Annotated in this window: 15 protein-coding genes; 5 read left to right on the top strand and 10 right to left on the bottom strand. The window is 69.9% G+C overall.

Annotated elements, in window-relative coordinates:
- Nucleotides 1–6: 6 nt before the first annotated feature.
- Nucleotides 7–1,560: a dolichyl-phosphate-mannose--protein mannosyltransferase gene (locus tag MOX01_RS07025; RefSeq protein ID WP_141369052.1), complete on the top strand. Its 1,554-nt coding sequence runs from the start codon at nt 7–9 to the stop codon at nt 1,558–1,560.
- On the opposite strand, the gene MOX01_RS07020 is transcribed toward MOX01_RS07025, so the two are convergent.
- The 7 genes from MOX01_RS07020 to MOX01_RS06990 all read right to left on the bottom strand — a co-directional run bounded on the left by MOX01_RS07020 (nt 1,515) and on the right by MOX01_RS06990 (nt 9,350).
- Nucleotides 1,515–2,699: a Cmx/CmrA family chloramphenicol efflux MFS transporter gene (locus MOX01_RS07020; protein WP_141369050.1), complete on the bottom strand. Its 1,185-nt coding sequence runs from the start codon at nt 2,697–2,699 to the stop codon at nt 1,515–1,517. The genes MOX01_RS07025 and MOX01_RS07020 overlap by 46 nt on opposite strands.
- A 197-nt stretch (nt 2,700–2,896) precedes the next feature.
- Complete coding sequence (locus MOX01_RS07015) at nt 2,897–3,379, bottom strand: Lrp/AsnC family transcriptional regulator (RefSeq protein ID WP_046749731.1); 483 nt, start codon at nt 3,377–3,379, stop codon at nt 2,897–2,899.
- A gap of 2 nt (nt 3,380–3,381) precedes the next feature.
- On the bottom strand, nt 3,382–4,800 hold the full coding sequence (locus MOX01_RS07010; RefSeq protein WP_046749732.1) for an amino acid permease: 1,419 nt from the start codon (nt 4,798–4,800) through the stop codon (nt 3,382–3,384).
- Nucleotides 4,797–5,864 carry a histidinol-phosphate transaminase gene (hisC, locus tag MOX01_RS07005; RefSeq protein ID WP_141369048.1) on the bottom strand — a complete coding sequence of 356 codons (1,068 nt, stop codon included), beginning with the start codon at nt 5,862–5,864 and terminating at the stop codon, nt 4,797–4,799. Before hisC ends, MOX01_RS07010 begins: the two co-directional genes overlap by 4 nt.
- Before the next feature lie 153 nt (nt 5,865–6,017).
- Nucleotides 6,018–7,820 carry a thioredoxin domain-containing protein gene (locus tag MOX01_RS07000; RefSeq protein WP_141369046.1) on the bottom strand — a complete coding sequence of 601 codons (1,803 nt, stop codon included), beginning with the start codon at nt 7,818–7,820 and terminating at the stop codon, nt 6,018–6,020.
- A gap of 34 nt (nt 7,821–7,854) precedes the next feature.
- Nucleotides 7,855–8,424: an FMN reductase gene (gene msuE, locus MOX01_RS06995; RefSeq protein ID WP_141369044.1), complete on the bottom strand. Its 570-nt coding sequence runs from the start codon at nt 8,422–8,424 to the stop codon at nt 7,855–7,857.
- Between the two features lie 89 nt (nt 8,425–8,513).
- Entirely contained in the window at nt 8,514–9,350 is an 837-nt protein-coding gene (locus MOX01_RS06990; RefSeq protein ID WP_046749735.1) for an aldo/keto reductase, read from the bottom strand.
- Nucleotides 9,351–9,452: 102 nt separating this feature from the next.
- Here MOX01_RS06990 and MOX01_RS06985 point away from each other — a divergent pair, with 102 nt between their 5' ends.
- Entirely contained in the window at nt 9,453–10,205 is a 753-nt protein-coding gene (locus tag MOX01_RS06985; protein ID WP_061018283.1) for a hypothetical protein, read from the top strand.
- Nucleotides 10,206–10,241: 36 nt separating this feature from the next.
- Here the strand turns inward: MOX01_RS06985 and MOX01_RS06980 are convergent, their stop codons facing one another.
- The gene (locus MOX01_RS06980; RefSeq protein ID WP_230977828.1) at nt 10,242–10,850 is read right to left on the bottom strand and encodes a TetR/AcrR family transcriptional regulator; all 609 of its coding nucleotides are present in this window, start codon (nt 10,848–10,850) and stop codon (nt 10,242–10,244) included.
- A gap of 105 nt (nt 10,851–10,955) precedes the next feature.
- On the opposite strand from MOX01_RS06980, the gene MOX01_RS06975 reads away from it, so the two are divergent.
- Complete coding sequence (locus tag MOX01_RS06975; protein ID WP_058632388.1) at nt 10,956–11,741, top strand: SDR family NAD(P)-dependent oxidoreductase; 786 nt, start codon at nt 10,956–10,958, stop codon at nt 11,739–11,741.
- Between the two features lie 86 nt (nt 11,742–11,827).
- Here MOX01_RS06975 and MOX01_RS06970 read toward each other — a convergent pair whose 3' ends face one another.
- Both MOX01_RS06970 and MOX01_RS06965 read right to left on the bottom strand, forming a co-directional pair.
- Nucleotides 11,828–15,037: a LamG-like jellyroll fold domain-containing protein gene (locus MOX01_RS06970; RefSeq protein WP_230977827.1), complete on the bottom strand. Its 3,210-nt coding sequence runs from the start codon at nt 15,035–15,037 to the stop codon at nt 11,828–11,830.
- A 356-nt stretch (nt 15,038–15,393) separates the two neighbouring features.
- Nucleotides 15,394–16,602 (bottom strand): heparan-alpha-glucosaminide N-acetyltransferase domain-containing protein, encoded by a 1,209-nt coding sequence (locus MOX01_RS06965; protein WP_230977825.1) that lies wholly within the window; start codon nt 16,600–16,602, stop codon nt 15,394–15,396.
- 43 nt (nt 16,603–16,645) lie between these two features.
- Between MOX01_RS06965 and hrpA the strand changes: the two genes are divergently transcribed.
- Together hrpA and MOX01_RS06955 are read left to right on the top strand one after the other, a co-directional pair.
- Nucleotides 16,646–20,605 carry an ATP-dependent RNA helicase HrpA gene (gene hrpA, locus MOX01_RS06960; RefSeq protein ID WP_141369040.1) on the top strand — a complete coding sequence of 1,320 codons (3,960 nt, stop codon included), beginning with the start codon at nt 16,646–16,648 and terminating at the stop codon, nt 20,603–20,605.
- Between the two features lie 40 nt (nt 20,606–20,645).
- A complete protein-coding gene (locus MOX01_RS06955) occupies nt 20,646–21,590 on the top strand; it encodes a quinone oxidoreductase family protein (RefSeq protein ID WP_113680619.1) in 945 nt (314 codons plus the stop codon).
- The last annotated feature ends 3 nt before the right edge of the window (nt 21,591–21,593 follow it).

Raw genomic sequence — 21,593 nt, 5'->3', positions numbered from 1 at the left:
GGACCGGTGACCGCGCCCGAACCATTGCTCCCCGCTCCCCCCGAGCGGTCGACGCGCTACGGGCAGCTCCGCGATCGTCTGCTGCTGGATCCCGACTGGGGTCGCGCGATCCGCTGGCTCGCGCCGCTCGTCATCACCGCGATCGCCGCGCTCCTGCGCCTGATCAACGTCGCCCACCCGCACCAGCTCGCCTTCGACGAGACCTACTACGTCAAAGACGCCTGGTCGCTGTGGACCCTGGGCTACGAGGGCACCTGGGGCGAGAACGCCAACGATGCGTTCGTCACGCTGCAGCAGCTGCCGTTGTCCGAGCAGGGCGCGTTCATCGTGCACCCCCCGCTCGGCAAGTGGCTCATCGCGCTCGGCATGGCGATCGGCGGACCCGACAACAGCGCGGGATGGCGCCTCGCCACCGCGGTGCTCGGCACCGCATCGGTGCTGCTGGTCTACCTGATCGCCCGCCGCCTCAGCGGCTCGGTCGTCGTCGCGAGCGTGGCGGGGACGCTGCTCGCGATCGACGGTCTGAGCATCGTGATGAGCCGCATCGCCCTGCTCGACGGCATCCTGACCTTCTTCGTCCTGCTGGGCGTGCTCTTCGTGATCATCGACCGGCAACGGACGATCCCCGTGCTCGAGAGGCGAGACCCCGAGCGTCCCGACCCGTTCTGGGGGCCGGTGCTCTGGCGTCGCCCCTGGCTCGTCGCCGCAGGGCTGGCGCTCGGGGCGGCCTCGGCCGTGAAATGGTCGGGCCTGTACGTGCTCGCGGGTTTCGGCCTCTACGTCGTCATCACCGATGCGCTGGCGCGGCGCCGCGCCAGCGTGGTCCTGTGGCCGACTGCCGCCGCGTTCCGCCAGGGTCCCGTCTCGTTCGTGCTGCTCGTCTTCCCCGCTCTCGCCGTGTACCTGGTCAGCTGGACCGGATGGCTCGTGACGGCCGGAGGGTACGACCGGCAGAGCGAATCCAACCCGCTGATCGCCCTGTGGAAGTACCACGAGTCGATGCTCGGCTTCCACGTCGGTCTCACCAGAGGGCACCCGTATGCGAGCGCCGCATGGGAGTGGCCGTTCCTGCTGCGCCCCACCGCGGTCTGGGTCGACTCCGACCCCACGGGATGCGGCACCGACCACTGCATCGGCGTGATCTCGGCGATCCCGAATCCCCTCATCTGGTACGCGGGGGTCGCGGCCTCGATCTACCTGGTGTACCGCCTCGTGCGGGGGTGGATCACGAAGCAGCCCGTGGGCCCGGAGCTGAGCATCCCCCTGGTCGGTCTCGCTGTGACGTACCTGCCCTGGCTCATGTTCCCCGAGCGCACGATCTTCCAGTTCTACACGGTCGTCATGATGCCGTTCCTGGTGATCGCCCTCGCGATGACGTTGCGGATCATCGCCGGGAAGCGCGAGGATCCGCTGCACCGTCGACAGTCGGGCGAGCGCACCGTGATGATCTTCCTCGCCTTCGTCGTGCTGGTGTCGGCGTTCTTCCTGCCGCTGTGGACCGGGATGAGTGTGCCCTACGACTTCTGGCTGCTGCACAACTGGCTGCCCGGCTGGGTGTGACGCGTCAGCAGCAGGATCGCGAGAGCCGCGGCTGTCAGGCCTGACGCGACCCAGATCGGGGCGAGCAGGCCCCACCCCGCGCTGAGGGCAACCGCACCGAGCACCGGACCGACGGCCGCGCCGACGTTCAATGCCGCCGTGGCGTACGAGCCCGCCATCGTGGGCGCACCCGATGCGGCGTAGAGCACGCGGGTGATCACCGTGCTCCCGACGGCGAAGGACAGCACGCCCTGCACGAAGACGAGCGCGAGGAGCGCAGCCGGGGCGGAGGCGAACGCCGCCAGCCCGACCCAGCCCGTCAGCAGCAGCGGTCCGCCGACGAAGAGCACGAGCCCGGGACGCCGGTCGGAGAGCCGGCCCGCGAGCGCCACGCCGAGGAAGGAACCGATACCGAACAGCACCAGCGCCGCCGACACCCAGATCTCCGCAAGACCCGCCGCCTCGGTGACGACGGGGGCGAGGAAGGTGAAAGCCGCGAAGGTGCCACCGTTGATCAGCGCACCGATGCCCATGGGCAGCAGGAGCATCGGCGTCGCCAGCTGACGGAGTTCTGCGCGGAGGCGCGGTGAGGCTGCGGCCTGCTCCGCTGAGCCCACCGAGTTCGCGACGCCGCGCACGACGCCGATGATCGCCGGAGCGCACAGGAGGGCGACAGCCCAGAAGGTCGCCCTCCACCCCAGGGCCGAGCCGAGCAGGGAGCCGGCCGGCACTCCCGCGACCGTGGCGACCGTCGTGCCGGCGAGCAGGATCGACAGCGCCCGCCCCTTCCGATCGGCCGGAACCATGGCAGTGGCCGCGCGCAGGGCCACCGCGAGGAAGCCCGCGTTGGCGAGCGCCGCGAGCACACGGGTGAGGAGCAGCACCGGGAACATCGGGGTCAGCGCCCCGACGACATGGCACACGGCGAACAGCACGAGACACGCGACCAGCGTGCGTCGGGGCGGCCATCGGCGTGCGAAGGCCGCCATCATCGGCGCGCCGACCACCATGCCGACCGCGAAGGCCGAGGTGAGCAGACCAGCGGTGCCGACGGAGACGTCGAGATCGGCGGCGATCGCGGGCAGGAGACCCGCGAGCATGAATTCGGACGTGCCCATGACGAAGACGGCAAGGGCGAGCAGGTAGAGAGCAGAGGGCATGGCAGTACTCCGAGGTGAGAGATCAAGAAGGGGGCTTCTCGTCACCACGGCCGGCATCCGGGGATGCACCAGTAGGCGCCTCCGCGGAGGGGAGGCGCAGCTACGGGATCGCAGCTATCGGCGCACGGGGCCGGCGGTGTGACCGACGGCCCCCGACTCGTCTGACTCGGGACTCGACATGCTCGAACTCTACCGCGCTACGGCATCTCGTCCGCCGCGACGTGTTCGACCAGAGGGAGCACCCGACCGGAGAGATGCGTGCGCATCGCGATCGACGACGCGGTGCGGGCGACCCCCGGCACCAGGGCGACCCGGTCGAGCACCTCCTGCAACTGCGTGGCATCGCGCGCCACCAGTCGCAGTTGCATGTCGCTCGCTCCGGTGACGGTGTGCATGTCGACGATCTCTGGGACGGCGTCGGCCAGCGCCGTCGCCACCTCGTCATGCCCGACCTTCTGATCGATCTCGACCAGGCAGAAGGCGACGACACCGTATCCGAATCCGGCCGGATCGATGCGCGGCACGATCGCCTCGATCACCCCGCCCTCGTGCAGGCGCGCGAGTCGGCTCGTCGCCGTTCCCCGCGCGATGCCGAGCCGCCGCGCGCACTCCAGGATCGGCAGCTGCGGCGACTCCGTCAGCAGTCGGATGAGCTGGGCGTCGAGGCGATCGATGCGCATCGTCACTCCCGCGGGACGCCGGGCCTCGCCACGCTCCTGGTCGCGCGTGCGACGAGCAGGAGCACGGCGGTGAGCCCGAGTGTCAGCAGCAACTGGATGCGGGCGGCCTCATCGATCATCGCGAGGGCGATCACCGCAGCGAGCAGCACCAGACACAGCCACGACAGCCAGGGGAAGCCCCACATCCGCATCGGCATCTCGTCGCCTGCGCGGTCCGCACGACGGCGGAGGATGATCTGCGCCACCGCGGTCGCGGTCCAGATCACCAGCAGCGTCGAGCCGACCACGTTGAGCAGGGCCGGCAGCACGACGTCGGGGAACGCCCAGTTGAGTCCGACCGTGACGAACCCGAAGGCGACGGAGGCCAGCACCGCGACGAACGGCACGCCCTTGAGGCTCGTCCGGGTCGCAGCCAGCGGAGCAAGGCCCCGCTCCCCCAGCGAGTACGCCATGCGGGAGGCACCGTAGATGTTGGCGTTCATGGCCGAGAGCAGCGCGATGATCACGATCAGGTCCATCACGAGGCCGACTCCCGGTACGTTCAGGGTCTCGAGCACCGCGGAGAACGGGCCGGCCTTCACCGCAGGATCGTTCCAGGGCAGCACCGCCACGATCACGAAGATCGACCCGACGTAGAACACCATGATGCGCACGAGCACCTCGCGGACGATGCGGCGGATGTTGCGCGCGGGATCGTTCGACTCGGCGGCGGCGATAGCGACCACCTCGGTGCCGCCGAACGCGAAGACCACGATCAGCAGGGCACCGGCGATGCCCGCGATGCCGTTCGGGGCGAACCCGCCGTTGTCGACGAGGTTCGAGATGCCGGTACCCGGCACGCCCGGGATGAGGCCGACGATCGCGCACACCCCGACCACGAGGAAGGCGATGATCGCCGCGACCTTGATCGCCGCGAACCAGAACTCGAAGCGACCGTAGTTGCGCACGCCGAACAGGTTCACGGCCGTGAGCGCCACGACGAAGATCAGCACCCACACCCAGGCCGGGATCCCGGGGGTCCAGTTCGCCACGATCGCGCCGGCGCCCGTCGCCTCGGCCGCGATCACCACGACCAGCTGGATCCAGTACAGCCAGCCCACCGCGCTGCCTGCGCTACGGCCCATCGCCTTCTGCGCGTACGAGCTGAAGGCACCGGAGCTCGGCCTCGCCGCGACCATCTCGGCCAGCATCGCCATCACGAGCACGACGATGCCGCCGGCCACGAGGTACGACACCAGCACTGCGGGCCCCGCGATGCTGATCGCCTGGCCCGAGCCGACGAACAGGCCGGCGCCGATCGCGCCGCCGAGTCCCATCATCGAGATCTGACGGCGCGTCAGCCCCGGGTGCAGACCCTTGGTGGTCGTCGTGGTGGTGGGCACCTCGGTCACGGGATCGTTGGTCACGCGTCCATCGGTCATGCGTTCACCTCGGCGAGCTCGGTCTCGAGGGCGGCTTGCACCCGATCGATGTCCTCTACGGAGCCCGAGGAGATGCGGACGCCCTCGCCGGGGAAGACGCGTGCGACCACGCCGCCCTCCTGGAGCAGTCGTTCGAGCTCCGGTGTGCGGTCCCCGGATGGCACCCAGACGAAGTTGGCCTGCGAGCGGACGGCGGGCCATCCGGCGGCAGTGAGCACGTCGTGCAGGCGGTCGCGCTGGGCGACCACCTCGTCGATACGCGTCGCGAGCTCCTCCTCGGCGTCGAGGGACGCGAGGGCAGCGGTCTGGGCGAGGTCGGTCACACCGAACGGCACCGCCACCTTGCGCTGGTTCTCGGCGACGGCGGCCGGCGCGATGGCGTAGCCGATCCGGAGCCCGGCGAGCCCGTAGGCCTTGGAGAACGTGTGCAGCACGGCCACGTGCGGGTGACGTCGGAACAGCTCGATGCCGGCTCCCCTGCTCTCGGTGCGGTCGAAGTGCACGTAGGCCTCGTCGATCACCACGAGCACGTCGTGCGGCACCGCCGCGACGAAACGCTCCAACTCGTCGGCACTCACGACGGTGCCCGTCGGGTTGTTCGGATTGCAGACGAAGATCAGGCGGGTGCGTGGGGTGATCGCCGCCAGCATCGCGTCGAGGTCGTGAGCGTGGTCCGCGTCGAGCGGCACCGGGACGGGCGTCGCCCCGGCGATGCGGACGAGCGACGGATACGCCTCGAACGACCGCCACGCGAAGATGACCTCGTCGCCGTCACCGGCGACCGCGTGGATGAGCTGCGCCGCGATCTCCACCGACCCCGCACCGACGGTGACTTCGGAGACGTCGACACCGTAGCGGGAGGCGAGTCGCTCGCGCAGCTTCGCGGCACTCATATCGGGATAGCGGTTGATTCCGTCGAGGCGCTCACGCACGGCCTCGACGACCGACGGGAGCGGCGGGTGCGGGGACTCGTTCGAGGAGAGCTTGGACGCACCGGCCGGAGCGGAGCGCCCCTGACGGTAAGCGGGAACGGCGTCGAGTCCGGCGCGAGTGGGAAGGGGCATCGTCAGAGCGTCCTTGCTGTGATCGGGTGAGGTGTCGCGCAACACTAGAACGGAATCCCACCACTGGGCAATCGGCGCACCGGAAGCTGCGCATCTCGCGCAATCGAGCGCCCGTCCCTCGGGATGGGCTGGACACACTGCACAGTGTGAAGGTCAGCGCGCGACCGACACCTCGGCAGGATCGCTGACCGGCAGCCGGCACACGAACGCCCGACAGTCGTAGGCGCGGTCCGTCGACGTGTCCTTGCCCTCGAACAGCTCGAACCCGGCATCCGCGAGTGCCCGCGCCTGGTCCGGGGTGACCACGGCGACGACCTCGGCGTCAGCGCCTCGGCCTGCGGCGGCGAGCGCACTGTGCGGCTCCCCGGTGACCACGACGAGCTGACGGGGCGGGGCCGCGAGGCCGGCGGCCACCCGCAGCAGGGTGCCGTGGGCGAACGGCTGCTCCAGCGACCTGGTCGCGAGCGCGCTCACCGTCGACACGGCCGCTTCCCGATACCGATCCCCCGCGCCCATCCACCACGCGGTCAGGGCGGCGCTCGCGATCGCCGCGGCATCCGACGGCAGATCGCCGTCGGTCTGATCGGGCGAGGTCGCGATGCCCTGCGCCGAGAGCAGGGGGTCGTCGCCTCCCGCTCCCGACAGGACGTCGTCGAGGATGCCACGCGCCGTGATCGCCCAGTCCGTCTCGCCGGTCGCCAGCGCGAGCGCGAAGAGGCCGTCGGCGAGAAGGCCGAGGTCGGCGGCGGTCGCGACGGCAGCCGATGCCCGTCCATCCAGCGATGCACGCACGAGAGCGCCTTCGGCGTCCCGATTGGTGCGCAGCACGTGGTCGGCAGCCGCGGCGGCCGCGTCGATCCACGCCCGTTCTCCGAACGCGGCTCCGGCGCGGGCGAGGGCACCGATCGCGAGTCCGTTCCATCCGGTGATCACCTTGCCGTCGACCGCCGGGGGCTCCAGGCCCGCGCGCTCGGCCACCGGGCGGAGGTAGTACCCGCCCTCGGAGCGCACGCCGTCGATCGTCGACTCGGAATCCTGCGCCGCGCCGAATCCGCCTCCGTCGCGCGGGAGCACGCCCGTCAGGAACGAGGCGATACCTCGCACGGTCGGCTCGTCTCCCCCGTCACGAGCGATGTCGAGCAGCTGCGCGTTGTCGGTCAGCATCCGCTCGTAGTGCGGCACGGTCCAGTCGCGCCCGGTCGCGTAGCGGAAGAACCCGCCGTCGGCGTCGCGAAGGTCGGAGGCCGCCATCGCGGCGAGCGCGCGCGCACCAGCGGCAGATGCCTCCGGCGCACCTTCTCGCACGAGGGGATGCTGCAAGAACCGCAGCGTGGTGGCGACGGGGAACTTCGGCGCGCCGCCGAAGCCGCCGAACCGGCGGTCCTCCCGCTGCGCGATCGCCTCCGCCGCCGTCGTGATCGCAACGACATCCGGGACGTCCGATGGCGCCGATTCCGCTGCTCGGGCGAGTGCGTCCGTCACGGCATCCGCCGACTCCTCGGCCTCGGTGCGACGGAGCGTCCAGGCCTCCCGCACCGCGGCGAGGACCTCACGGAAGGCGGGCATCGGCGCACGGGCCTCCGGCGGCCAGTACGTGCCGGCGTAGAAGGTGCGTCCGCGCGGCGTGGCGAACACCGTCAGCGGCCAACCCAGGTTCTGCGTGAAGGCCGAGGCCGCCGCCATGTACGCACCGTCGACCTGGGGGTGCTCCTCACGGTCGACCTTGACGGCGACGAAGCCCTCGTTGATGAGCGCCGCGGTGACGGGATCGGCGAAAGACTCCCTCGCCATCACGTGACACCAGTGGCAGGTCGAATAGCCGATCGAGATGAGCAGCGGCACGTCCCGCCGCCGGGCCTCCGCGAAGGCCTCCTCACCCCACGGGTACCAGTCGACCGGATTGTCGGCGTGCGCGCGCAGGTACGGGCTGAGGGTGTCCGCGAGCCGATTGGTCATAGCCTCCACGCTACGCCGCGCGTGGCGACTGCGGTCAGCCGACGAGGAGTTCGACCGGACGCGAGGCCGCGTACCCCACCAGCGGCAGCGCACGCTCGGCTGCCAGAGCGATGCGGGCTTCGAGCACCTCGGAGGTGATCTCGTAGCCGTCGAAGTCGGTGTTGCTGGCGTAGACGCCGAGGGGCAGGGTGAGCGCCTGGAAGAACGCGAACAGCGGACGCAGCTGGTGCTCGATGATGAGGGCGTGCTTCTCGCCGCCGCCCGTCGCGGCGAGCAGCACCGGCTTTCCCACCAGGTCGTACTGACCGACGAAGTCGAACAGGTGCTTGAAGAGCCCGGTGAACGACGCCCGATACACGGGGCTGCCCACGATCAGCAGATCGGCGGACTCGATCGCCTGCAACTGCGCCTCGACCTCCGGCGGCAGCTGGTCACGCTGCAACGCGCCGGCCAGCCCCGGTCCGATCCGCGTCAGCTCGATGAGCTGCGACTCGATGTCGGCGCGCTCGGCGATGGCGGCCGTGATCGCGCGGACGAGGGCGGTCGTCTTGCTGGGCTCGTGCAGGGATCCCGACACGGCGACGACACGGTACGGAGCTGTCATGCCTCGACGGTACTCAGGACGACGCCCCGTGTCGCGCGAGGCGACACGGGGCGTCATGTAGGCCCGGAGGCTCCGTCTCCCCGAGAGGGTCAGTTGACCTCGTCCGGGTGCGAGCCCACGCGGCCGGAACCGTCGAGCGGGTCGAGGGCGTCGATCGCGGCGATCTCGGCGTCGGTCAGTTCGAAGCCGAACACGTCGAGGTTCTCGCGCAGGCGCTCGGCGCGCACCGACTTCGGGAACACGATGATGCCCTTCTGCAGGTGCCAGCGGAGCACCGCCTGCGCCGGGGTGACCCCGTGCGCGGCTGCGGCATCCGCGACGGCCGGGATGCCGAACAGGTCGTACTTGCCCTGGCCGAGCGGACCCCACGCCTCGATGCGCACATTGTTCGCGTCGGCCCAGGCGACCTCATCGCGGCGCTGGTACGCGGGGTGGAGCTCGATCTGGTTCACAGCCGGGACCACGCCCGTCTCCTTCACGGTGCGCTCGAGGTGCGGGACCAGGAAGTTCGATACGCCGATGCTGCGGGTGAGACCTTCCTCACGCAGCTCGATCAGCTTCGCGAACGCGTGCACGTAGTCGTCCTTGGCCGGGGTGGGCCAGTGCACCAGGTACAGGTCGACCTTCTCGAGACCCAGCTTCTCGAGGCTCTCGCCGATGGCGGCGCGGGGCTCGTCGTCATGGTGACGGTCGTTCCAGAGCTTCGTCGTGATGAAGAGCTCGTCACGGGGGATGCCAGAGGATGCGATGGCGGCCCCCACGCCCTCCTCGTTGCCGTAGATCGCGGCGGTGTCGATGTGGCGATAGCCGATCTCCAGAGCCTCGCTCACCGCCTTCTCGGTCTCTGCCGGCGGCACCTTGAAGACGCCGTAGCCCAGCTGGGGGATGGAGTTGCCGTCGTTCAGTTCGAGTGCAGGAATCGTCATGTCTCCAGCCTATGACCTGTGATGACAGGTGGACCCGGCCGGTGACGAAAGAAGTCGGTGCGGTCGCCGCAGTGCCCGACCGACTTCCGTAGGCTGAGGTCGATGAATGAACGCGACACGTCCGGCGATGAGGAGTATCTCCCGCCCCCGCCGCCCGCGGCCGAGACGCATGATCCCGACGAGGATGAGACACGGGTCGTCACAGCGACGAAGAGGCGCAGTCGGACCATCGTCATCCTGGTCATCGTCGTCGCCGCCTTCCTCCTTCTCGGAACCATCGGGACGAATCTTCTTCTCGCCGCCGGTCTGCGCGCCGAGATCGGCGAGGGACGCGGACAGTCGACCACGGCACCATCGACATCGGCGACGCCGGAATCCACCCCGACCACGACGCCACCCCCTGCCCTTCCGACATCGGGGTGCGGTGAGCTGTGCACCGCGGCCTCGACGGAGGTTGGAACCGCTGCCGGCGACTGGAAGCTCGAAGGCGAGTGGACGGATACTCCGAACGACCTCGGCTCCCGCGACGCCACGACCGCCGTGTTCAGCTCCGACACCGGACGCGCCACGCTGACCGTGCTGCAGTTCGCCTCCGACGAGGAGGCAGCACAGGCCGCCATCGACATCCGGAGCAGGATCGGCGACCCCACCTACACGGAACAGGTCTTCGACGACGGGTCCGGCACCCGATACGACTTCGAGGGAGCGACGATCAGCCGGGTGGTGTGGCACCTCGACGCGCAATCGCGTCCGCATGCTCCCGGGCGCCTGTACCTCGTCGAAGCGCCCGCGAACGCCGCGGACAGCTTCGCCGGTCAAGCCGCCTACCGCTTGTACCTGGCATTGCCCGTGTAGCGACGGCGCCGCGCACGGGCCGGTGAGCGGACGACGTCAATCGAGTCCGCTCAGCCCTTGCGACATCGACCGGAAGGCGTCGACTGCGCGCACGGCGGGACGAGGGCCGTCGGGATCCGCCGCCCACTGTTCGAGCCCGACACGGATCGAGGCGGTCGCGACGGCGGCGAGCAATGCGGCATCCCACACGGCGAGGCCGCGTTCCTGAAGGATCGCACGCAACCTGCGCTCGGAATCATCGTTCACACGCAGCCACACGTCGCGCATCTCGGAATCGTCGTCGAGTCCGCGGAGCACGCCGAGCATCGTGTCGAGTTCGAGCCCGTCGGCGATGCCCGCACCTGACTGTCCCTCGGCGAGCTGCGCCTCGATCACGGCCGGGATCTGCTCACCCAGAGCCCCCTCTCCGACCTGCGCGAAGGCCTCCTGCCACCGTTGCGCGCCGACGCTGAGGATCGGCGCGATCGCGTCTTCCTTGCGTGCGAAGTAGCGGTAGAACGTCCGCACCGAGACGCCCGCACGCGCCGCGATCTGCTCTGCGGTGACGCCCGCCACGCTCTGCTCCGCGAACAACGCGGCCGCAGCGGCAGCGATCTCGCGCTCGGTCGCGGCCTTACGGCGCTCGGTGAGGGTCGACGTCTCCACCGTCACAGCGTACGGGAACAGATCCGCGCACCGGCAGGTTGGGACTAGGTGGCACAACATGCCAAACAGGCATATCCTGCCAGTACTCATCACGAAGGGAAGATCATGAACCGCTACGAAGGACGTCGGGCTCTCGTCACCGGAGGAGGGTCGGGCATCGGCCAGGCCACCGTGCTGCGGATGCTCCGTGAAGGCGGCAGCGTCGTCGCCGCCGACGTCAGCACCGAAGGCCTCGACGACACGGTCGCCAAGGCAGGGCCGCTCGCCGAACGCCTCACCACCGTCACGATGAACATCGCCGACGAGGCCTCCGTTGCCGCGGGCGTCGCCGAAGCCGTCGCCGCTCTGGGCGGACTCGACGTGCTCGTCAACGCTGCCGGCATCCTCCGCTCCTCGCACACCCACGAGACGACGCTCGACCAGTTCGAGCAGGTCATCCGCATCAACCTGGTCGGGACGTTCCTCGTCATCCGCGCGGCGATCCCCGCCCTGCAGGAGGGCTCCTCGGCCGCCGTGGTCAACTTCAGCTCGACCTCAGCCGGATTCGCACACCCCTACATGGCGGCCTATGCGGCCAGCAAGGGCGGCGTGCAGTCGATGACCCATGCGCTCGCAGCGGAGTACGCGAAGAGCGGTATCCGCTTCACCGCGGTGCAGCCGGGGTCGATCTCGTCCGGCATGACCGACGGGTCCGGACGGAGCAACCAGAGCAACGGCCCCGGCCTCCCCGCCGACGCCGACATGAGCCTGTTCATGAAGCTCGCACCCGCGATCGGCGAGGGTTTCGCCGGGCCGGAATCGGTCGCCGGTGTCGTGGCGATGCTCGCGAGCGAGGACGGCGCCTTCATCACCGGCACCGAGGTACGCATCGACGGCGGCACCCACTTCTGAGATGCCCGGAGACGTCTGAGAGGCGCAGAGGGGGCACCGGCCGATGCCGGTGCCCCCTCTGCGTATGCGCTCAGCCCAGCGGCTGCTCAGCCACCGATCCGGGTGGTCTTGACCTCGTTCACCCGCACGACGTTCGTGCCGGTCGCGGTGCCGGCCCGGTAGGAGAACACCGAGGGCGAGCCCTCGCTCTGCAGCGCCGCGGTCGCGTCACTCGCGGACACCTGCCACGTCGCCGGTTCCGGCTGCCCGTCGGCCCACACCTTGGCGCGGATCGTGGTCGAGGACGACCCGGTCGTCTCGGTCGACAGATGGAACACGGTGCCGGCACTCCAGGTCAGCCCCGGCACAGCGGCGCTCGCGATGGCCGTCCCGTTGCGCTGGATCACGACCCACGTCGCCCCATCAGCGCGGTGCCACGCCAGGGCGCGGTAGCCGGCGTCCGCGTTGCGCCGAGAACCCGCTCCGACGTAGACGGTGCCAGACTCCGGACCGCCGGAGAGCGTGTAGGACATGGTGGTGGCGGCATCCCTCACCGACGCATCGTCCAACAGCATCTCCCTGGTCTGCCCGGCGACGAGGTCGATCACTCCCGCACCGTCGGCCACCGAGAGAGCCGTCGACTTCCCCTGCATGGGCGTCCATACGCCACCGACCTCAGCAGTGCCCCAGCCGGATTCCACCGCACGGTCGAACCGGTCGGATGCCACCACGACATCGGCCACGACGAGAGCCGTCACCGCGACCTGCTTCTCGCTCGACGCCGACAGTCCGCTGCTGTCCGTCACCGTCAGCCGCACGGTGTAGGTGCCGGCCGCTGCATAGTCATGCGTCGCCGTCGCGCCGGTCGCCGACGAGCCGTCGCCGAAGTCCCACGCGTAGCCGCTGATCGACGCTGCGCCGTCTGCGGTGGATCCCGACCCGTCGACCGCGACGGTCAGGTCGGTCGCCTGGGCCGTGAAGGCCGCCGTCGGAGCCTTGAGACCCTTGCCCAGCTGGAAGTGCGAGCGCACCTGGTCGGCGTTCAACGCGAGCGGGTACACCGCGGCCTCGTCCAGCGATCCCTTGAAGTAGTTCGACGAAGGAGCAGAGGGCCAGCCCGTGAGTGCGTCTCCCCCGATGCGGAGGTAGGCGGGGTCGGTCTTGGCCGTCGTGACCGCGGCGTCGGACGCGACGAGCTCGCCGTCGACGTACAGCTTCATCCCGGCCGCACCCTGCGACACGACAGCGTGATGCCAGACGCCGTCGTTCAGCGCCTTGGTTCCGGCGATCGTGGATCGGGCCTGCCCGGCGAAGACGCCGAAGGTCAGGGTGCCGCTGTTGGCCATGTACAGCTGCCGGTCGACGCTCGCGGAGCTTCCCGTCTTGGCCGCTCCGGAGCCGATGAGCATGCCACCGGTCTTCGTGGTGGTCTGGAACCAGATCTCCGCGGAGAACTCGCTCGACACCGGCGCCTTCGCATCGGAAGACACCCGCCCGTTCGTGGTGCCGTTGAACGTTGTCGAACCGGTGCCGCTGTTCTCGATGCCCGACGACGAGGCTGAGGCTCCCGTGCCGCTCACCGGGTTGTTCGATCCGGCCCAGTCCTTCGAGACGTTGCCCATCGGGTAGTACAGCGAAGGCTTGTCCGCGAGGATCTTCTTCGAGTAGGCCGAGGCGGTGCCCGCCGTGGCCTTCGCGTTCACGCTCGCGCTCGTGGCGATGTTGCCGTCACGGTCCTTCGCGACCACCGTGTAGCTCTGCGTGGCTCCCGGGGTCGCCGTCGGGTCGTCGAGGGTGACCGTCGTCTGCTTCCACCAGGTGCCGTCCGCTGTCGCGGTGGCCACAGGCTCGGTGGCACCGTCGCGGCGCAGCTCGTAGGTGAGGGTCAGGTCGTCCCTGTCCCAGTTCGTGGGGATCGACACCCGGGCGCTGCCGGGGACGGGCGAGGTGCCCGCCGTGGGCTTCCATGCCGCGTCGGAGAGCCGGGGCCCGTCCTTCGCACCACCCGGAGGGTTCGTGGAGAAGCGCACGATTCCCTCGAACTGCCCGTTGTTCACCGAGCGGAACTCTCCGCCGATCGAGATCATGTCGCCCGCGCCCGTGATCGACAGGCCCGCCTGGCCGAGGCCGCTCGTGGTGCCGACCGCGAAGTCGGGCGCCCACTGGTACGGCGACGGAGCGGGGGTGCCGGCCCAGTTGGCGTACCCGGAGTAGGTGTTCGCGGAGAGGGTTCCGCGCGCGTCGGCCGTGTAGGCCTCGGCGTACTGGTACACCGCCGGGTTCTTCTGCGGCTGGAGCCCCATCGTGTTGCAGGAATGCATGTGGCTGGTCGTGTAGACCACCTTGCCGGTCGAGTAGACGCCGTAGTGATCGCCGTGGCAGTCTGCGATCCACCGCACCGCACCCGTGCCGGCCTCAGCGGCGAACGTGCCCTCGAGGTTGCCCCCGCCGGCCCAGCTCCACCCGGTGCCGTAGACGGTGTTCGCGTCCGTGGCGAGCGCGAAGATGCCGGAGTTGCTGCTGCTGCCGCTGTTCTTCACGACCTTGGAGATGCCCCAGGCGGTGTCGGCGGCACCCGTGGACTTGTCGACCGCTGCGGAACCGCGCAGGCTGCTGCCGTTCACCGCGGAGAAGCGTCCTCCCACGATGACGTTCGTGCCCGCCGGGTCCATGACGAGGGCGTCGACCTGGCGGTCGGCCTGCGGGGCCCAGCTCAGGAGCGCTCCGTTCTTCTGGTCGAAGGCCGCGAGGTTCTTCCGGGCGACGCCGTTGGCCTGGGTGAACAGACCGCCGAGGTAGATGTTCGACCCGTCGGTCGTGATGGCGTACACGCCGCTGCCGCCGATCGACGGCGCGAACTGCGGGACCAGCTCACCGGTCTTGGCATCGAGCGCCGCGAAGTTCCAGCGGTCCTTCCCGTTCACCTTGTTGAACGAGCCGCCGATGTAGATGCGGGACCCGTCGGGAGACGCGGCGACCGCCTTGATGACGCCGTTGACCGTCGGGGCGAACGAGGACAGAGCACCCGAGACGATGTCGTAGGCCAGCACGTTCGAACGGGCGGTGAGGGCTGTCCCGGGCGCCGCCTTCGGCTCCCGCGCGTTGTCGAACTTGCCGACCGCGTACACCGTGGTGCCGATCGTGGTCTGCGCCCATACGTAGCCGTTGTCGATCTGCACAGTCGGGATCGGGTCCGACGTCACCACGTTCTCGTCGCGCTGCAACTGCGGCGGCATCGTCGGCGGCACATCCGCCGCGGCGGCCGCCGTCGCTCCCACACCCGACAGACCCGCGATCAGCAGGCCGGCCGTCAGCATTGATGCGACGACACCCCTTGTCTGTCGCCCGAAGCGTGTCTGTCGCCCGAAGCGTGTCTGTCGCCCGAAGCGTGTCCGTCGCCCGAAACTCGTGTTCCCCACCGTGACTCCCCAGTCGATGCTGTCCCGAACGCGGCGTGATCATCCCCCGCGCGCTCGACGACATCGAGGCGGCGAAAGATCGCCGCGACGCGGTGGTGTGAACTCCCCAGTTCGAAACTCCCCAGTCCGACCAGCCATGCCAGTCGGTCGCAGACGCCAGACAGGCGTTGCGCACCCACGGTAACACATCGCGCCTCCCGATCCGGAGGAACGCTCGAAGCCGGCCGGATCAGCGCCACCGCACCGCCGCCATATCAGCGCCGCGGCACCGCCGCCATCGCCGCTGCCCCTCGTCCGACCAGGCGTTCCAGCGGGCCCCGTCCGAAGAACATCGACCAGAGCGTCGTCAGGAGCAGCAGTCCGAGCGCGGTGGCCGCCCAGAAGGCGTTGCTCGAGAAGAACCCTCCTGGCCCGGCCACCAGCACGACGGAGACGACGTGAGCGCTGTATGCCGTCAGGGGCATAGAGCCGAGCGCGCCGAGCGGCAGCAGCACCCAGCGCAGCGGCCGGCTCAGCAGCAGACACAGCGCGATGACCACGAGCGCGAAGCCGCCCGATCCGAGGATCTCTGCGGTGCCGCCGCTGTGCGGTTCGACCGCGAACACCGCGGTGAGCACGGCGCGGAGGGGATCTGTCTCGGTCAGCGCCTGCGGGTATCCCTCCCACCCGGAGGGCGGGGAGACGACGCTGCCGGAGCTGCCGTCGGAGAAGGAGCTGCTGTCGGAGAAGGAGCTGCTGTCGGAGAACGAGCTGCTGCTGAAGCCCCCGGCGAGTCCCGCTGCCTGACCGATTCCGCCCAAGCCGTAGCCGATCACGGCGAGCACGAACCCGATCCCGAGCGCGACCGCCGCCGTGCGCAGCCGCTCGACGTGCAGGCGACCGAACGCCATGCCGGCGAGCACCAGTGCCATCCAGACCGTGATCGGATACGTGCCGTAGAGCACGAATCCGATACCGGAACCGTAGGGGTTCAGCATCACCGCGTTCAGGAAGGCGAGCAGAGACGGGCCCAGCAGCGCGAGCACCGCACTGGCGCTCAGCAGCTGCCAGGGCCGCCACCGCAGGAACGGGATGACCGCGACATAGAGCAGACCGTAGAGCGTCAGGATCACGGCGATCGGGGTGTTCAGCATCTCCAGCGCCAGCCCGATCACGAAGATCACCGCACCGCGCCCGATCAGCTGCAGGCGGATGCTCGGGATCCGCTCGCGGTCGGGACCGGCACTGCGCCCGGTCATCAGGGCGATCGAGATACCGGCGAGCACCGCGAACAGGATCGAGGACCGCCCGTGCACCAGGTCGGTCCACGTCGAGGGGTCGAACCAGTCGAATGCCTCTGTCTCGCCGATGTGCGCTCCGGCCATGCCGAGGATCGCCAGTCCTCTGGCGATGTCGAGCCCGAGGATGCGCGGCGGCCGCCCGAACTCGCGGAACCACTGGACAGGGGCGAGAGCGGTGATCACCCCATGATCGTAGGGGGCGATTCCCGGCATACGATGGAGGGCTATGTCTTCTCCCGTGATCTCCTATCCCCCCGAGCTGCCGGTCAGTGCGGCGAGGGCCGAGATCGCCGACGCCATCCGCGACCATCAGGTCGTGATCGTCGCCGGTGCCACGGGATCGGGAAAGACCACGCAGCTGCCGAAGATCGCTCTCGAGCTCGGGCGCGAGCGCATCGCGCACACCCAGCCCCGTCGCCTGGCCGCACGCACGATCGCGGAGCGCGTGGCCGAAGAGCTGCAGGTCGAGCTCGGCACGCTCGTCGGCTACAAGGTGCGCTTCACCGACAAGGTGTCCGACGCCACGCGCATCGCCCTGATGACCGACGGCATCCTCCTCAATGAGATCCACCGCGACCGTCTGCTCACGCGCTACGACACGATCATCATCGACGAAGCGCACGAGCGCTCCCTCAACGTCGACTTCCTGCTCGGCTACCTCGCCCGCATCCTTCCGGAGCGTCCGGATCTGAAGGTGATCATCACCTCCGCGACGATCGATCCGGAGAGCTTCGCGAAGCACTTCGCCGCTCCCTCGGAGACCGGCGGCGACGGAACCCCCGCCCCGATCATCGAGGTCTCCGGCCGCACCTATCCGGTGGAGATCCGTTACCGCGGGCCGGTCGAGGATGCGGACGACGAGAGCTCGCCTGCCGAGCCGGAGGACGAGGTGTCGGCGATCGTCTCCGCCCTGCGGGAGCTCGACCGTGAACCGCCGGGAGACGTGCTCGTCTTCCTCCCCGGTGAGGCCGAGATCCGCGACGCCGCGGACGCGGTGCGCGGCGCCTACGCGAACGACCGCTCCCCCACCGAGGTGCTGCCGCTGTTCGGCCGCCTATCCGCCGCCGACCAGCATCGGGTGTTCGAACGCAGCAGGGTGGCCGGCGTGCGCCGTCGGGTGATCCTCGCCACCAACGTGGCCGAGACGAGCCTCACCGTGCCCGGCATCAAGTACGTGATCGACACCGGCACGGCGCGCATCTCCCGCTACAGCAACCGCTCCAAGGTGCAGCGGCTTCCGATCGAGCCCGTCTCGCAGGCCTCGGCCAACCAGCGTTCCGGTCGCGCAGGCCGTACGAGCGACGGCATCGCGATCCGCCTGTACTCAGAGGACGACTACGACAGGCGGCCGGAGTACACCGAGCCCGAGATCCTGCGCACCTCGCTGGCCTCGGTCATCCTGCAGATGCTGTCGCTGGGCTTCGGCGACATCACGGCGTTCCCGTTCCTCACCCCGCCCGACTCCCGTGGGGTGAAGGCCGCGTTCGACCTGCTCACCGAGCTCGGCGCCGTCGAGGCGTCGCGCAGGGACGGGTCCCCGCACCTGACCCGCATCGGCCGCGAGATCTCGCGCATGCCGATCGATCCGCGGTTCGCACGCATGCTGATCGAGGCGGGGCGCCCTTCGACGGGTTCGCCGACCCACTCGTCTGTGACACGCGACGTGCTCGCGATCGTCTCAGGCATGACGATCCAGGACGTGCGGGAGCGGCCGGAAGAGCGTCGGGAGGAGGCCGACCGCCTGCATGCGCGGTTCGTCGACCCGACCAGCGACTTCCTGACCCTGCTGAACCTGTGGAACCACCTGCGTGAGCAGCAGCGCGAGCTCGGTTCGAGCGCGTTCCGTCGACTCTGCCGCTCCGAGCACCTCAACTACGTGCGGGTGCGCGAGTGGTTCGATGTGCACCGCCAGCTCCGCACCCTCGTGAAGACGAACGACCGTGACGGGGAGGGCGGGGGCGCCAGCGACCCCGATGCGATCCACCGCGCCCTGCTCTCCGGCCTGCTCTCGCAGATCGGCATCCTCGACGAGCGCACCGCCCCCGCCGGCAAGACGCACGCCCCCGCGAAGGAGCAGAAGGGTCGGCGCATCGCGGAGTATCGCGGAGCCCGAGGGATCCGCTTCTCGATCTTCCCCGGCTCCGGGCTGCGCAAGAAGAGCCCGCGCGCGGTGATCGCCGCCGAGATCGTCGAGACCTCCCGCACGTTCGCACGCACGGTCGCCGCGATCGATCCGGCCTGGGCCGAACCCCTCGCCGGGGATCTGGCCAAGCGCCAGGTGACCGAGCCGCACTGGTCCAAGGATGCGGGGGCCGCTGTCGCGTTCGAGAAGGTGACGCTCTTCGGGCTCGAGATCATCCCGCGCAGGCGCGTGCAGTTCGCGCGCATCGACAGAGCCGCCTCACGCGAGCTGTTCGTGCGGCACGCGCTGGTCGAGGGCGAGTGGGATCCGACGCGGATCGACAAGAGGGTGAGTGCGTTCTGGCGCAGCAACGCCGAGCTGCGCAAGCGCCTCGAGAAGCTGGAGGAGCGCGAGCGCCGCCGCGACATCCTCGCGGGCGACGAGGCCGTGTTCCGTTTCTACGACGAACGCATCCCCGCCGAGGTTTTCGATGTGCGCTCGTTCGAGAGCTGGTGGCGCGAGGCCATGGCGGCCACGCCGAAGCTGCTCGTGATGCGCGAGAGCGACCTGATCGACGACGAGGAGCGCGCGGATCAGCGCGAGTTCCCGACCCGGTGGACGCAGGGCGATCAGGTGCTCGGCCTCGCCTACCGATTCGAGCCGGGCGCCGACGACGACGGAGTGAGCGTCGTCGTGCCCCTGCCCCTGCTCGCCCAGATCGAGGATCGCGGCTTCGACTGGCAGGTTCCCGGCCTGCGTGCCGAGCTCGTGACCGGTCTGCTGCGCGCTCTCCCCAAGGCCATCCGTCGCCACGTGGTGCCCGCGGCCGACTGGGCGGAGAAGTTCGGTGCCGAGCTCATCGACGAAGGGCCGGAGTCGCACGGCGGTCTGCCCCCGCGCACGCTCAAGGAAGCCCTCGCCCGTCGCATCCAGCCGCTCGCCAATCAACTGGTCTCCGCCGCCGACTTCGACGATGAACGGGTGCCCCCGCATCTGCGCATGAACTTCCGCGCCGTGGACGAGCGCGGCAGGGTGGTCGGCTCCGGACGCGATCTGCGTGCCCTGCAGACGCAGCTCTCCGACCGCGCTCGCAGCAGCGTCGCCCGCTCGATCGCCGCCCCTCCCCGCTCCGGCGCCCCCGGCGCGAAACGCGGCACCCCGGGCGAGGGCGTCGAACGCATCGCCGCCGCGTCGCTCGAGCAGACTGGTCTCACGGCCTGGACTTTCGGGGAGCTGCCGGAGGTGCTCGACACCCGCGTCGCCGGAGGGGTGGTCCGCGGCTACCCGGCCGTCGTCGATCAGGGCAAGACGGTGTCGGTGCGTGTCGAATCCACCCCCGACGCGGCGGCAGCGGCGACGCGCGACGGCGTGCTGCGGCTCGTGCTGCTGGGCGTCCCCTCTCCGTCCTCGTACGTGCAGGAGCACCTCACGAGCCAGGAGAAGCTGGCGCTCGCAGCCTCGCCGTATCCCTCAGCGGCCGCACTCATCGAAGACTGCCGCGCGGCAGTGGCCAGAAAGGTCATCCAGAGCCTCGTGCCGGAAGGGATCGCTCGCAACGAGGCCGATTTCGACCGGGTGCGGGACGCGGTCTCCGCCGTGCTCGTCGACGAGCTGTTCACCTGCGTGTCGCTGGTCGCACGCATCCTCACCAAGTCCCGGGACGTCGAGCGCGGCATCAAGTCGCAGAACTCGCTCGCCCTGCTCGGACCACTGAACGACATCCGCACCCAGCTGAGCGGCCTGCTGCACCCGGGATTCGTCTCCGCCGCGGGAGCCGAGCGCCTCGCGCACTTCCCCCGCTATCTGGAGGGGATGCTGGACCGCTTGAAGACTCTGGCGAGCGAGCCGGGCAAGGACCGCGCGCGCATGACCGAGTACGAACGGATGGCGAAGGCGTTCCAAGACGCGGGCGGCACCATCCCCCTCGCCCCCGACGCGACGCCCGCGCTCGTCGAGGTGCGCTGGCTGCTCGAGGAGTATCGCGTGAGTGTGTTCGCACAGCGTCTGGGCACCGCGCAGCCGGTGTCGCCTCAGCGCATCATGAAGGTCCTCTCCGGCCGCTGACCCGAGACCGGGCCCCGCGTACCCCGGGTAGCCTGAACGCATGGCTCGCGCGATCGTCTACACCGAAATCGGCTCCCCCGCTGTCCTCCACCTGATCGAGATCCCGGATCCGGTCGCCGCACGCGGTGAGGTCGTCGTGCGGATCGAGGCGGCGGGAGCGAACCCGATCGACGCCAAGCTGCGGGGCGGCAAGCGCCCGTCCCCGCCGATCACCGAGCCGCGTCCTGTCGGCTTCGACGGCGCCGGCATCGTCGAGGTGCTGGGCGAAGGGGTCGACGATCTCGCCGTCGGCGACCGGGTGGCCATCCGCGACGGGAACGGCACCTACGCCTCGGCGCTCGCGATCGCGACCGAGAAGCTCGCGAAGCTCCCCGACTCGGTCACGACGGCCGAGGGCGCCGGGATCGGCATCCCCGCGGGCACCGCCTACCAGTCGCTGCGGTCGCTGGGAGTGACCGAGGGCGACGTGCTGCTGGTGCACGGCGGTTCCGGATCCGTCGGCCAGGCCGCCGTGCAGTTCGCGGTCGCCTGGGGTGCCACCGTGATCGCCACAGGAAGCCCCGCCCGCCACGACCAGCTGCGCGAGCTCGGGGCGATCCCCGTCGCCTACGGTGATGGTCTGCTCGACCGGGTGCGAGCCGTCGCTCCGTCACCCGTGACCGTGGTGCTCGACTGCGCCGGCACCGATGAGGCGATCGAGGCGTCGCTGGCGCTCGTCGCCGACCGTGAGCGCATCGCGACGATCGTGCGAGGGCCGGATGCGGCGTCCTTCGGCATCCGGGCGTTCTCCGGCGGCTCGCCCGTCCCGCTGACCACGCAGGAGCTCGCCTGGCGCGCCGAGGCCCTGCCCGAGACGATCGCCCTCCTCGACGCCGGCGACTTCACGATCGAGCTCGGCCCTCAGCTGCCGCTCGCCGAGGCGGCGCAGGCCCATGAGCTCATGGAATCCGGCGCCGCCTCGGGCAAGATCATCCTGCTCCCGTAGCGC

Source organism: Microbacterium oxydans, assembly GCF_006540085.1.
GTDB classification, from domain to species: Bacteria; Actinomycetota; Actinomycetes; order Actinomycetales; family Microbacteriaceae; genus Microbacterium; species Microbacterium oxydans.
Note: the sequence above shows the minus strand (reverse complement) of the source record. Positions and strands in the feature narration are given on the sequence as shown.